At 64.2% G+C, this 13,959-nt stretch carries 11 protein-coding genes; 5 read left to right on the plus strand and 6 right to left on the minus strand.

The window, feature by feature from the left end; all coding sequences use genetic code 11:
- Nucleotides 1–344 precede the first annotated feature (344 nt).
- Together J1M86_RS17055 and J1M86_RS17060 are read right to left on the minus strand one after the other, a co-directional pair.
- The gene (locus tag J1M86_RS17055) at nt 345–3,023 is read right to left on the minus strand and encodes a bifunctional GNAT family N-acetyltransferase/acetate--CoA ligase family protein (RefSeq protein ID WP_206510745.1); all 2,679 of its coding nucleotides are present in this window, start codon (nt 3,021–3,023) and stop codon (nt 345–347) included.
- A complete protein-coding gene (locus J1M86_RS17060) occupies nt 3,016–4,287 on the minus strand; it encodes an acetoin utilization protein AcuC (RefSeq protein ID WP_206510746.1) in 1,272 nt (423 codons plus the stop codon). Before J1M86_RS17060 ends, J1M86_RS17055 begins: the two co-directional genes overlap by 8 nt.
- 159 nt (nt 4,288–4,446) lie before the next feature.
- On the opposite strand from J1M86_RS17060, the gene J1M86_RS17065 reads away from it, so the two are divergent.
- Both J1M86_RS17065 and galE read left to right on the plus strand, forming a co-directional pair.
- Nucleotides 4,447–5,133 carry a metal-dependent transcriptional regulator gene (locus J1M86_RS17065; RefSeq protein WP_075840043.1) on the plus strand — a complete coding sequence of 229 codons (687 nt, stop codon included), beginning with the start codon at nt 4,447–4,449 and terminating at the stop codon, nt 5,131–5,133.
- Between the two features lie 15 nt (nt 5,134–5,148).
- On the plus strand, nt 5,149–6,141 hold the full coding sequence (galE, locus tag J1M86_RS17070; protein WP_075840044.1) for a UDP-glucose 4-epimerase GalE: 993 nt from the start codon (nt 5,149–5,151) through the stop codon (nt 6,139–6,141).
- On the opposite strand, the gene J1M86_RS17075 is transcribed toward galE, so the two are convergent.
- From J1M86_RS17075 to J1M86_RS17090, 4 genes are all read right to left on the minus strand, one after another.
- Nucleotides 6,138–7,274, minus strand: a complete 1,137-nt coding sequence (locus tag J1M86_RS17075; protein WP_206510747.1) for a DUF4192 domain-containing protein — start codon at nt 7,272–7,274, stop codon at nt 6,138–6,140. The genes galE and J1M86_RS17075 overlap by 4 nt on opposite strands.
- A 157-nt stretch (nt 7,275–7,431) precedes the next feature.
- Nucleotides 7,432–8,160, minus strand: coding sequence for a sensor domain-containing protein (locus tag J1M86_RS17080; RefSeq protein WP_206511093.1), 729 nt, complete (start codon nt 8,158–8,160; stop codon nt 7,432–7,434).
- Nucleotides 8,161–8,355: 195 nt separating this feature from the next.
- The gene (locus J1M86_RS17085; protein ID WP_075840046.1) at nt 8,356–8,982 is read right to left on the minus strand and encodes an MBL fold metallo-hydrolase; all 627 of its coding nucleotides are present in this window, start codon (nt 8,980–8,982) and stop codon (nt 8,356–8,358) included.
- On the minus strand, nt 8,979–10,064 hold the full coding sequence (locus tag J1M86_RS17090) for an S-(hydroxymethyl)mycothiol dehydrogenase (protein WP_206510748.1): 1,086 nt from the start codon (nt 10,062–10,064) through the stop codon (nt 8,979–8,981). The genes J1M86_RS17085 and J1M86_RS17090 overlap by 4 nt, the downstream gene beginning before the upstream one ends.
- 154 nt (nt 10,065–10,218) lie before the next feature.
- Between J1M86_RS17090 and sthA the strand changes: the two genes are divergently transcribed.
- The 3 genes from sthA (at nt 10,219) to J1M86_RS17105 (ending at nt 13,942) form a co-directional block, all read left to right on the plus strand.
- A complete protein-coding gene (gene sthA, locus J1M86_RS17095; RefSeq protein ID WP_206510749.1) occupies nt 10,219–11,634 on the plus strand; it encodes a Si-specific NAD(P)(+) transhydrogenase in 1,416 nt (471 codons plus the stop codon).
- Nucleotides 11,635–11,795: 161 nt separating this feature from the next.
- Entirely contained in the window at nt 11,796–12,773 is a 978-nt protein-coding gene (locus J1M86_RS17100; protein WP_206510750.1) for a proteasome assembly chaperone family protein, read from the plus strand.
- Between the two features lie 131 nt (nt 12,774–12,904).
- Nucleotides 12,905–13,942: an alpha/beta fold hydrolase gene (locus J1M86_RS17105; RefSeq protein WP_075840048.1), complete on the plus strand. Its 1,038-nt coding sequence runs from the start codon at nt 12,905–12,907 to the stop codon at nt 13,940–13,942.
- Nucleotides 13,943–13,959: the final 17 nt, after the last annotated feature.

The raw sequence follows: 13,959 nt of genomic DNA on the forward strand, positions 1-13,959 counted from the left end.
GCTTGCTGGCCTGGCTTCAACTCCGGCATGTCAGGCCTCCACAGGTTGCTGAAGTGAAACCAACATCCCGATGGAGTTTCTGCCGAAACGATTACACCCCATCCTTCTTCGGCATTCCACAGGTCGACTTTCCCCTCAGTCACCAGCATCCCTCTCATACCTACTCGAGTCGAATATCTGAGCATGCTTGCCGAGAATCACCGAGCCGATTCGTACGCTACTGGTGGTCCGCGTTTGAAGTTGTTGGGCGGTTCGCTTTCTTGGATATCTGCTCGGCGGTTTTGGTCCAGACGAACGGTTGTTGAACCAAAACGGTACCGCCCAATAACTTCAGGCGCGCCGCACTAGCGCAACCGGCGCGGCCCGAGATCGTTGCGAGTCGGCTCGGGTCCCAGTCTTACCCGGGCGTCGGTGATCTCTGCGGCGCTTGCCGACGCCAGCACCGGTTCGCACGCCAACTCTCTGATCTCCGGAATGTCGTCTGCCATGGCAGACACGCGCTGAACCAGATCCACCAGTGCCTTCTTGTTGACAGGCACCGCGTTTCGGTAACCGGACAGCAGCGGCGCTGCCTTCGGCGCGTCGATGAGCTCGACCGATTCGTCCTCGGTCAGCGGGAGCACGCGGTATGCGCGGTCGCCGAGCAGGTCCGAGATAACCCCGGCCAACCCGAACGACACGAGGGAGCCGAACGAGGGATCGTCCTGCACGCGCACGACACATCCAATTCCCTTGTGTGCCATCTTCTGTACGTGCAGCAGAGGTTCGCCCGACTCGGCTGCCAGGGCTCGATAGGCGAAGCGCACCGCATCGGCACCGGCGAGATCGAGCCGAACGCCCCCGAGGTCCGGACGGTGTCGCCACTGCTCGCCCGTCGCTTTGAGAGCGACCGGATAGCGCAGCTCTTCCGCAGCGGCGACTGCCTCCTCCTCGTCGGTGACAGTCTTGAACTCCACGACGTCGATCCCGTAGCAGGACAGCAACTCGGCAGCCTCGAAATCGGAGAGCCATCGGTCGGTGTCGTTCGACACCCACTGACGTACCAGCGCTGTGGCGCGTTCGGAATCTATGCCGTTGGGGCGTACTGGTTGCGATACCGGTCGGCTCCGCCAGGCCGAGTAACGCCAGGCCTTGGCGAGTGCGGATACTGCTCGTTCGGGACTGGAATACGACGGCACCGACCCTCGAACCGGTTGTCCCTGTTCTCCGCGCACAGCCAAGACGTCGGGGATGCCTTCGGTGGCGAGAAACGTGGTGAGAACTGGCTTGTCTGCGCCGTGCACTGCCTCACCGAGTGCAGCGGCGAACGGTTCGACGGTCACCGCCACCGGCGGGACGAACACGACGATCACAGAATCGACGTCGTCGGCCTCGAGCGCGCCCGATACCGCCGCCGCGAACTCGGTGGGGCCGGCCTGGGGGCCGACATCGATCGATGCCCCAGCGTGCAGACCTTCCGCCCGCGCAGCATCCACTGCCAGCACGCCGAGGGCGGTGGAGTTGCCGACCACCGCAACCCGCGGCCCCGTAGGCAGCGGTTGGTAGCCGAAGAGAATCGCACAGTCGAAGAGCTGGGCGATCGTGTCGACTTGGATCACCCCTGCCTGCTCGAACAGCGCACGCACGATGGAATCGTCGATATCCGGTCCGGTGGCGAGCGCCGGAGGTACCGCACCTCGGCCGCTCTTGACCGCCACGATCGGTTTGGTGCGCGCCACTCGCCGGGCGATACGGGTGAACTTGCGTGGGTTGCCGAAGCTTTCGAGGTACAGGAGAACCACCTCGGTGGCCGGGTCCGAGTCCCAGTACTGCAGCAGATCGTTGCCGGACACGTCCGCGCGATTTCCGGCCGAAACGAAGGTCGAGAGCCCGAGGCTGCGCTTGGCCGCCTGATCGAGGATGGCGATGCCCAGAGCGCCGGACTGACAGAAGAATCCGACGTGCCCTGGCATCGGCAGGTGCGGTGCAAGGGTGGCGTTCAGCGCGAATGCGGGGTCGGTGTTGGCCACTCCCAGCGCGTTCGGGCCGACGAGCCGCATACCGTGCGCACGGGCGGCATGGACGAGCCTTCGCTCCTTCTCCTGTCCCTCGGCGCCGGTCTCCGCGAAGCCGCCCGACACCACCACCAGCGCCTTGACACCCTTGTCCAAACAGTCGTCGAGCACACCATCGATCGAGTCGGCCGGCACCGCAGCGATCGCCAGATCGACCGGGTCCGGTATGTCCCTGACAGTGCGATAGGCGCGTACCCCGCGAACCGACCGGTGGTCGGCGTTGACCGGATACACCGGTCCGGTGAAACCTGCCGCGAGCAGGTTCGCCAGGACGGCGTTGCCAACCTTGGAGCTGTCGGTGGACGCGCCGATGACCGCGACGGACGACGGGCTCAGCACATTGCGCACACTGCGCGCTTCGGCTGCGCGTTCCCGCGAATTGCGCACCGACAGCAGAGCTTCACTGGGGTCGATCGCGAAATCCAGTCGTAGAACTCCACCTTCGAAGGTCCGCGAGACCTGGTACCCCGCTTCACGGAAGACCGAGACCATGTTGCGGTTCTCGGCAAGCACCTCTGCGACGAACATCGACACTCCGTTTTCCGCTGCGGCACCGGCGAGGTGCTCGAGCAGAATCGGCCCCAGGCCGCGACCCTGGTGACTGTCGGCTACAACGAACGCGACCTCGGCGGAGTTGCCGTCGCCCTCGGGGAGTCGCTCGTAACGCCCGACGGCGATGATGTCGTCGCCCAGGATGGCCACCAACGCGACCCGCGAATGGTGATCCACGGTGGTGAAGTTGAGCACGTCGCGCTCGGGCATCCTCGGGTACGGGCCGAAGTAGCGCATATAACGAGTGCGTTCGGACAGTTTGCTGTGAAAGGTGATCAGCGCCTCCGCGTCGGACGGCACGATCGGTCGGAGATGAACCGCACCTCCGTCGGAAGCGAGTACGTCGGCGACCCAGTGCTTCGGAAACGACGTCTCGGCCGCGATCCGTTCGCGTTCCTTGGGGGTGGGTTCAGTCACGTGGATCCTCCGGATCGAGGCCGAGCAGGGGAAAGACTGCGCGTCTTGTCGCGATGATGGCGGAATCGACGCGTTCCAGTGCACGGTCCGCGGGTTCACCGGAACCATCCACCGCGCCGCCGGGCCCGTCCCAGACGGGGAAGTCGACGTCTCCCCCGTCACCCATGACCTGTGGCAGGTCGACGCTCGGCGCCATCGCCCGAACTCGATCCCGCCACTCGTCCGGTATCGGGGCGAGTGCATCGACCCCGCGTCCGAGTGCGGCGCCGATCAGATGAGTCCAGGCACGCGGAACGACACGTATGAGTCCGTATCCACCACCCCCGACCGCCAACCACCGACCCTCGGAGTGCGCGTCGGCCAGATCGCGCATGGCCAGGAACGCCGCGTTCTGCCCGTCCACCGTCAGCGAAAGGTCCGCCAGCGGATCCTCTCGATGACTGTCCACTCCGCATTGACTGACGATGATCTGGGGCCGGAAAGCTGCGATTGCGCCAGGAACAATGGCGTGGAATGCACGCAACCACAACCGATCTCCCGTCCCTGGCAGAAGCGGCACATTGATGGACGTCCCTTCCGCGGCACCCCTGCCGATCTCGCTGGACCAACCGGTGTTGGGCCACAACGTGGCTGGATGCTGGTGCAGGGAGACAGTCAGCACCCGCGGATCGTGCAGGAAGGCGTGCTGCACCCCGTCGCCGTGATGGGCATCGACGTCGATGTAGGCGATGCGATCGAAGCCGTTGTCGAGCAGCCACGAGATCGCAACCGCGGCGTCGTTGTAGACGCAGAATCCAGATGCCCAGTCCGGCATCGCGTGGTGCATGCCGCCGCCGATGCTCACCGCGCGGCGGGCTCGGCCCGAGGCTATCTCTCGCGCCGCGGTCAGCGAACCTCCGGTCAACATTGCGCTGGCCTCGTGCATGTGACGGAAGACCGGGTTGTCCTCGGATCCCAGGCCGTGTTCGACCTGATCGGGATGCAGTATCGACAGTCCTTTGTCCGGAGCCCGCTTCACCGCCTCGATGTAGGCGGGGGTGTGAATGCGAAGCAACTCCTCGTCCGACGCTGACGTCGGCGCAACCCCCTCGATCCCCTCCAGGACGCCGATCTGACGTGCCAGCGACATCGTCAGGTCGAGGCGCGTCGGGTTCATCGGATGGTCGTCGCTCCACCGATAGGCGAGGTATTCGGCACTCCATACGACGATGTCGTCGACTGCCCCCGCCGCTCCGGGTGGGGCTTGCATCGCCTGGTCTGCCATGAAACGCAACGCTACTTGCCGCGCCGGGACTGCGCGAGCACCCGCCGGTGTTGCATCGGATTACCGACGAGTAAAGCGCGGCGGCACGCCAGCCTGGCGGGCTGCGGCGCCAATCTGCGCCGATCAACGGTAGAATCGCCGACGACGAAGGGGTTGAGTGTGAAGGATCTGGTCGACACCACGGAGATGTATCTCCGGACGATCTACGATTTGGAAGAAGAGGGCGTCGTACCACTGCGAGCACGTATCGCAGAACGCCTCGAGCAGAGCGGTCCCACCGTCAGCCAAACCGTTGCACGAATGGAACGCGACGGCTTGCTGTCGGTTGCAGGTGACCGGCATCTGGAGTTGACCGAAAAGGGTCGCAGTCTCGCCGTGTCCGTGATGCGCAAACATCGCCTAGCCGAACGGCTGCTCGTCGACATCATCGGGCTCAGATGGGAAGACGTGCACGCCGAGGCGTGTCGTTGGGAGCACGTGATGAGCGAGGAGGTCGAACGTCGACTGGTCGCGGTGCTGAACAATCCGACGACCTCGCCCTACGGCAACCCCATACCCGGCCTGGAAGAACTGGGCCTCGTTCGCCCCGCGGCGACAGCCGAGGTTCTGGTGCGCCTGACCGATCTGCCGCACGGGGAATCGACAGCAGTGGTGGTACGACGGCTCGCCGAGCACGTGCAGTCCGACCCCGATGTCATCTCACAATTACGTGATGCGGGAGTGGTTCCCGACGCACGTGTCACGGTCGAGGCCAAGCCAGGCACCGTGACCATCACGGTCCCCGGTCACGGCGGAATCGACATCGCGGAAGAGATGGCCCACGCCGTTCAGGTCAAGCGGGTCTAGTTCAGGAGACGAAGAGTGAAGCTAGTGGTGACCGGCGGCGCGGGTTACGTCGGAAGTGTCTGTGCTGCGGTTTTGATCGATCGTGGGCACGAGGTGATCGTGGTGGACAATCTGTCGACGGGCAATCGCGACGCTGTTCCGCCGAAGGCCACGTTCGTCGAGGCCGACATCAAGGACGTGGCGTCATCGGTCCTCGGTGGTGGCGACGTGGACGGTGTTCTTCACTTCGCGGCTCGATCGCTCGTCGGCGAGTCGGTCGTTTCTCCCGCGGAATACTGGTCCGGGAACGTCGTCACCACGCTGGCTCTGCTCGACGCGATGCGCGAAACGAACACCACGCGACTGGTGTTCTCCTCGACAGCGGCGACGTACGGCGAACCCGAGCACACCCCCATCACCGAATCGATGCCCACAGCGCCCACCAATCCCTACGGCGCAACCAAATTGGCCATCGACCATGCGATCACCTCTTACGCCGACGCCTACGGTCTCGCAGCCACCAGCCTCCGATACTTCAACGTTGCCGGGGCATACGGTGAGTTCGGCGAAAACAGAGTGGTAGAGACACATCTGATACCCCTCGTGCTGCGGACGGCCCTCGGACAGCGCGACAAGATATCCGTCTTCGGTACCGATTGGCCGACCCCGGACGGTACGGCCGTGCGTGACTACATCCACGTGTCCGACTTGGCCGAGGCCCACATTCTCGCCCTCGAGTCCTCCGAGCCCGGCACCCACCGCATCTACAACCTCGGCAGCGGGACCGGCTTTTCGGTCAGCGAGGTCATCGACGCGTGTTCTCGAGTGACGGATCTACCGATCGCGGTCGAGAATGCTCCTCGCCGCGCCGGTGACCCCGCCGTCCTCATCGCATCGAGCGAGCGTGCGATGGCGGAGCTCGGCTGGACTCCGCAGTTCACCGACCTCGATGTGATCGTCTCCGATGCCTGGACCTTCCTGAAAAACCTCGGCGATCGATCACACGCGGCACGGACGCCGTCGATCTAGTCGAGCGGCGGCGGTAGACGTACGCCGCACAGTTCTGCCACGGCATATCCGCTGAGCGCTACTTCACGAATCATGCCCGGTCGCGCCCCCGCCAGCAGCGACCGCTCCAGCAGGCGCGCCAAAGAGTAGTCGGGGTCGGCGTCGAGTGCGATCTCGATCGCGAGCGCCGCGAGCGTTCCTTCGCCGCGGGCATAGGCGCTGAAGCCGACAAGTGCTGCGGGACAAGCGCGCTCCGGCGCCGGTAGCATCTTCATCAGGAACAGCCACAGTTGCTCGGCGATATCGGAAAATCGGGTCAGAGTCATCGCGAGGAGACTGTCTCGAACCATGACGCTGGTCAATGCGATACCGAACTCGGCCGTCTTCGCCGGTGCCAGCGCAACAACGGCTGGGCGATCGGGCGGCTCGGCTGCCCACGAGGCGAGCTGCCCGAGGAGTGACTCGAGTGAAGTTCGGTCGCAAGCGCGGTCGAGTCGCCGCGCGTGGGTCATGCACTCGGCGACCTCTCGACTCTCCGCTGTGTCGACAGGCATCAACGCGTGCTTCAAGGTTTCCCGCGAGTCGTGTGTCCTGCGGCCCTCGAGTAGGTACGCAAGAGCGACAGGAGAGAGTGCTGGATCGGTCAGCACACCGCCGTCGACCGGTCCCGTCACCGTCATCCACCGGGCACCGCACACGAGTTCGCGGGTGAGATAGGCCGCAGTCAACGTCGTACCACGCAGGCGCAGAGTCTCACCCAGTCGCGCGGCCACGGCACGCAGCCGCCGATCGACGTTCGAACCCATCGCAGTCACCGCGCGATCGTCGACGATCACCGCCACGGCAGCGCTCGCACCGTTGCGTGCGCACACGTCCGCGAAATGGTCGATCGCCTCGGCCATCTCAGAGGTGACGGGCTGACGGGCGTCGCCGCCGAGCACTCGGACATTGCTCTCGCTCGGCAGGCTCATGTCGTAGCGCATCACGGTGTCGACCGTGACACTTCCGACATTCGATTCGCGTGTACCGATCAGTATCAGTGACCGGTGCGGGACGAATCCCAGGAACGCCGGCACTGCGGCGATGAGCTCGTGGGCTCCGGCGATCTGCGGCCGGGACATCGATGAGCGGGGTGTATCCGGATGAGTCGTCATGACGCACAGCCTGCACACGGCACCATGCATCAGGGCGGCGCCGACCTGGGGCTACAGATCGCCTGTGGATGGCCGCACCGCCTGTGGACAAGTGCCGGTCGGCGTGGTCCTCACACGTGATGTCTGTCGGACCTCCGTGCTAGCGCGAAACCGCAGGTCAGCCTGCTTTGACCTTCAGAACTGCGGTCGTGAAAATCTCGTCGAGGGTGGCCGCATCCGGCGCGGTGTCATCGAAGGACATGTACGTGGCAGAGATACGGATGTCGCCCACCTGAGCCATCAGTGTCAACATCGACTGCGTGACGGAATCGGACCCGGTGCCCGAGGACACGGTTTGACGCACCGCCAGGGTGTCGTCGGCATCTATCGGTGGCGCGGGAGTCACGGTCGACCGAATCGTCGAGGTCGCCCCCGACTTCGTGGCCGTCACCTCCGCACACGCGTCGAGTTGCTCCTCCCGGACCGAGAGTGGCTCGTCGACTGCGATCAATTCCACCGAGATCGTCGCGCGGTCGGTGTTGTCGGTCCCGACGATCATTGCCGCCCGCTCCGGTTGCACGTCGACCGGTTTGCACCCGGCGGGCGAGACCTCGGCGCCGGCCGGAATACCCGTCAGGTCCGGAGAGGCCTGCGTGATAGCTTGCGGCGGAAGAACGATGGCGTCGTAGGGCGGCGGAAATACCGAAGGATCGACGAGCAGGGCTCCGAGATCGACCTCGTCCGCGGGAGCCTGTCCCTGCGATGTCCCACCCGAATCCTCACCGCCTGGCTCCGACGTACCGCCCTGCCCCGAGACACTGCCCTGCTGGGCCGGTTGTGGCGAGCCGGAAACGTCGGTGCTGCATCCGGCCAGCGCGATCATGGTCGCACCTGCCAGGGCGGCCATGAGCGGGTGGTGACGCAGTACGAATCGGCGCTGCACGAGAGATCCTCCGGTCCAAGACGGTGTGTGATGCCCGACGCCGTCGCGACGAACGAATGCCGACGGTGACCGGTTCAGCTTCTCACGTGCTCGGCTCTGCTCGGGTGCGCGCCGGTGGCAGCGGAGTGTCGCCCCGATCGGTCGAGCAGAGCCGCGGCATCAGCTGCCTCGCTTGATCCATTCTTCGAGGTGCGGCGACTCCTCGCCGATGCTGGTGCCTTCTCCATGCCCGGTGCACACCTTCGTCTCCGCGGGCAAGGAGAACAACCGATCCCTGATCGAACCGATGATCGTCGGGAAGTCGGAATAAGAACGCCCCGTTGCGCCCGGCCCACCTGAGAACAGGGTGTCCCCGGAGAACAAACGGGCTATCTCCGGGACGTAGAGGCACGTCGACCCCGGAGAATGCCCGGGTGTGTGCATTGCCAGGATGTCCGTCCCGGCAACCGAAATGCGCTGTCCGTCCTCGAGCGAGCCGTGTGCGACCCCCGGGTGCGTCTGTTCCCAGAGCATGTCGTCCGCCGGATGGAGCAGAACCGGTGCATCCAATTCACGTGAGAGCTCCGGAGCCACAGTGACGTGATCGTTGTGCCCGTGCGTGCACACGATCGCCTTGACCACCCGCCCACCGACGGCATCGATAATCGGTGCAGCGGAATGTGCGGCATCGACGATGACGACCTCCGAGTCGTCCCCGATCAGCCAGATGTTGTTCTCGACATCCCATTCGCCACCGTCGAGGGCGAACGTGCCCGAGGTGACAACCTTCTCGACCCTGATGCTCACAGCTCCACCACCGAACGTAGGACGGTGCCCTTGTGCATCGCCTCGAAGGCCGCCTCGACGTCCTCTATCCCGATTCGCTCGGTCACGAACTTCTCGAGCGGCAACCGCCCCTGCTCGTACAGGTCGACCAGCATCGGGAAGTCGCGCTCGGGCAGGCAGTCGCCGTACCACGACGACTTCAGCGACCCACCACGCGAGAAGAAATCGATCAGCGGCATCTCGACGGTCATCTCCGGGGTCGGAACGCCCACCAGGACGACCGTTCCGGCCAGATCTCGCGCGTAGAAGGCCTGCTTCCATGTCTCGGGGCGGCCCACCGCGTCGATCACCACGTCGGCGCCGAATCCGTCGGTCAACTCCTGCACCGCTTCCACGGCATCGACCTTCGAGGCGTCGACGGTGTGGGTGGCGCCGAGGTCCTTGGCCCACTCGAGCTTGCCCGGGTCCCGATCGACAGCGATGATCGTGGTCGCGCCGGCCAGTCGGGCACCGGCGATGGCGGCGTCTCCGACGCCGCCGCAGCCGATCACGGCCACCGAGTCACCGCGCGAGACGTTGCCGGTGTTCATCGCGGCGCCCAGGCCGGCCATGACGCCGCATCCCAGCAGGCCCACCACAGCCGGATCGGATCGGGGATCGACCTTGGTGCACTGGCCCTCGTGCACGAGGGTCTTGTCTGCGAAGGCACCGATGCCCAAGGCGGGTGAGAGTTCGGTGCCATCGTCGAGCGTCATCTTCTTCGAGGCGTTGTGGGTGTCGAAGCAATACCAGGGCTTTCCCTTCTTGCATGCCCGACATTCCCCACAGACCGCGCGCCAGTTCAGAACCACGAAATCGCCGACCTCGACGTGCGTTACGGCATCACCCACGGTTTCCACGGTGCCGGCAGCCTCGTGACCGAGCAGGAACGGGAACTCGTCGTTGATACCGCCCTCGCGGTAGTGCAGATCGGTGTGGCACACACCGCATGCGGCGATCTTGACCACCACATCGAAAGGTCCCGGGTCCGGGATCGTGATCGACTCGATCGACACCGGCTCACCCTTGGCTTTGGCAACGACGGCCCGGACCTGCTGCGGCATGTTTTCCTCCACTATCGATTCGGTTCTATCAGCATCAACACTTCCACAATCCATGCAACAGTGGCCACATTCGCACTCGTGCCGGTGTCGGGTGTTCACGAGTTCGTGACCCGTGCGGCATATGGGCTTTGCACACGCGGAGTACTTATGAGCCATGTCAGTAGCGATGGAATACGACCTTGTCGTGATCGGATCAGGCCCGGGTGGCCAGAAAGCTGCGATCGCCGCGGCCAAGCTGGGCAAACGCGTTGCCATTGTCGAGAAGGGTACGATGCTCGGTGGCGTGTGCGTCAACACCGGGACCATTCCGTCCAAGACGCTGCGCGAGGCCGTGCTGTACCTGACCGGCATGAACCAGCGGGAGTTGTACGGCGCCGGATACCGCGTCAAAGCCAACATCACCCCGGCCGACCTCCTTGCCCGAACCACCCACGTGATCGGTAAGGAGATCGAGGTAGTCCGATCGCAGTTGCTGCGCAACCGCATCGAACTCATCACCGGCACCGGACGATTCGCCGATCCGCACACCATCGTCGTCGACGACGAGCAACGCGGGGAACGTGTCACTGTCACCGCGAAGAACGTCGTCATAGCGACCGGTACCGCGCCCGCCCGACCCGTCGATGTGGACTTCGACGATTACCGAGTGTTGGACTCCGACGGAATTCTCAATCTCGAGTTCATTCCCAGTTCCATGGTCGTGGTGGGTGCCGGCGTCATCGGGATCGAGTACGCGTCGATGTTCGCGGCCCTGGGCTCCAAGGTGACGGTGGTGGAGAAACGCGATTCGATGCTCGATTTCTGCGACCGTGAAATTGTCGAGTCGCTTCAATTCCACCTCCGCGATCTCGCGGTCACGTTCCGCTTCGGCGAGGCAGTTACCGCAGTGGACGTCGGTGCGTCCGGCACGGTGACAACCCTGGCCAGCGGCAAGCGCATTCCCGCGGAAGCGGTGATGTACTCGGCCGGGCGCCAGGGCATGACGGAGTCGCTCGAACTGGAGAACGCGGGCCTCGAAGCGGACGCCAGAGGCCGCATCTTCGTCGACGACAACTTCCAGACCAAGGTCGATCACATCTATGCCGTCGGTGACGTCATCGGATTCCCCGCTCTCGCGGCCACATCGATGGACCAGGGACGCCTGGCCAGCTACCACGCGTTCGACCAGCCGAGCAAGGGGTTGATGGATCTGCAGCCGATCGGCATCTACTCCATCCCCGAGGTGTCGTACGTGGGCGCGACGGAGGTGGAGCTGACCAAGAACTCGGTGCCCTACGAGGTCGGCGTCTCCCGGTATCGCGAGCTCGCACGGGGCCAGATCGCCGGCGACTCGTACGGGATGTTGAAACTTCTTGTCTCCACCGAGGATCTGAAACTGCTCGGGGTGCACATCTTCGGCTCGGGCGCCACCGATCTCATCCACATCGGGCAGGCAGTCATGGGGTGCGGTGGCACCGTCGAGTATCTGGTCGATGCCGTCTTCAACTATCCGACGTTGTCGGAGGCGTACAAGGTCGCCGCCCTCGACGTCACGAACAAGATTCGCGCGCTGGAGAGCTTCAAGGCCTGACCTCGAGGGAATGAACGAGATGCTCGACGACGTTGTTCATCGATAACGGGTCGACGGGTCTGGCATGCACCAACCGTGCGCCCCAGCCGGGTATTCTTGTTCGAGTCGGTTTCGGCCCGGCGCAACGAACGCCTGGCGCGAACCAACGAAAGGGGTACGGCATGGACGACCAGTCGAGTATGTACGAGCTGGAGTTTCCTGCACCGCAGATTTCGTCCAACGACGGTGTCGGCCCGGTCCTCGTGCACGGGCTGGAAGGCTTCTCGGACGCCGGTCATGCGGTCAAGCTCGCGACGAAGCATCTCCGCGACACCTTGGAATCGGAGTTGGTTGCCTCGTTCGCCGTCGATGAGCTGATCGACTACCGCTCACGCCGTCCAACGATGACCTTCAAGTCCGATCACTTCTCCGATTACGACGCCCCCGAGTTGAATCTCTACGCGGTCAAGGACAACGCCGGCACTCCGTTTCTTTTGCTTGCGGGCATGGAGCCAGACCTGCGGTGGGAAAAGTTCACCACCGCGGTCCGGTTGCTCGCCGAGCAACTCGGGGTTCGCCGAACCATCGGACTCGGTTCGATCCCGATGGCAATTCCGCACACGCGCCCCCTCGGCGTGACGGCACACTCCTCCAACAGGGAGTTGGTATCGGAAGACCAGAGCTGGTCCGGTGAACTACAGGTACCGGGAAGCGCATCGTCCTTGCTGGAGCTCCGGTTGGCCCAGCACGGTCACGAGTCGATGGGCTACTCGGTGCACGTTCCGCACTACCTATCGCAAACCGACTACCCCGCTGCCGCGGAAACCCTGCTCGAGAACGTCAGCGAAGCAGGTGGGCTCGATCTTCCTCTCGTGGCACTCGGCCAGGCAGCGGCTCGCGTCCGTGAGCAGGTCGACGAGCACATCACGGGCAACGAAGAGGTGCAGTCGGTCGTGACGGCACTCGAGCGTCAGTACGACACCTATGTCGCGGCCCAGGAACAGCAGTCCACGCTCCTTGCCGGAGACGAGGGTATTCCCAGCGGCGACGAGCTGGGCGCCGAGTTCGAGAAGTTCCTGGCCGAACAAGGAGATTTCGAAGCCGAGCCCGATCAGAAGCCTTCGGAGAATCCAGGGCAGGATCCCGAGCCGGAAAGCTGATCGACCCCTCTCAGGCACTGGTTGGATGTCGGCACAATTCGCGCATCGCACCTTCTCGTGCAAGAGTCGTGAGCTAGACACCAGTCGCGTAGCGAGGAGAAGACCCTTCGCGTAGCGAACCAGGAGGCGAGATGAGCAACCCGCGCATGCGCAAGCTCCGACCGGTGCCCGACGCCGAACCGCGGCTCGAGTACCGCACGGTGCACGGGTATCGACGTGCCTTTCGAATGGTGGGCGAAGGCCCTGCACTGCTGTTGATCCACGGAATCGGTGACAACTCCGAGACGTGGAAAGAGGTGATCCCACACCTTGCCCGCAATTACACGGTGATCGCTCCGGACCTGCTCGGCCACGGTAGCTCCGACAAGCCACGCGCCGACTACTCCGTTGCGGCATACGCCAACGGTATGCGTGATCTGCTCTCGGTACTGGCCATCGAGCACGTCACCGTCGTCGGTCATTCGCTCGGCGGCGGGGTCGCAATGCAGTTTGCGTACCAGTTCCCCCAGATGGTCGATCGGCTCGTTCTGGTCTCTTCCGGGGGCGTCACCAAGGACGTACATCCACTTCTTCGGATTGCCTCGCTTCCGTTGGCAAGCGAAGTGGTCAAGCTGCTACGACTGCCCGGCGCACTACCGATGATCCGCCTGGCCGGCGACGTGATCGGCAGACTCAACCACACTCCCCTGCGCCCCGGTGCAATTCTGCACGACACCCCCGATCTGATCCGGGTTCTCAGCGGGCTCCCCGATCCGACGGCGCACGAGGCCTATCTGCGTACCCTTCGGGCCGTCGTCGACTGGCGGGGTCAGGTGGTGACGATGCTCGATCGCTGTTACCTCACAGAGAATCTGCCGGTGCTGCTCGTCTGGGGAGACCAGGATTCGGTCATTCCCGTCGCACACGCACATCTCGCTCATTCAGCGATGCCCGGTTCGCGCCTGTCCGTCTTCGAACGATCCGGGCACTTTCCGTTTCGCGACGACCCGATCCGGTTCCTGGGCGTGCTCGAAGACTTCTTCGATTCGACCACGACACTGGACTTCGACGAATCCCGCTGGCGCAACCTGTTGGTCGCCGGTATCGGCGAGGACAAGATCACCGGCAACGCGAGTACGCGTCTCGCCGTCCTCGGCGCCATGGGTTCGGACGAGCGCAGCGCAACCTGACGCGAGCAGGGCCGATG

It is taken from the genome of Rhodococcus sp. KRD197, from assembly GCF_017168235.1.
GTDB lineage: Bacteria > Actinomycetota > Actinomycetes > Mycobacteriales > Mycobacteriaceae > Rhodococcoides.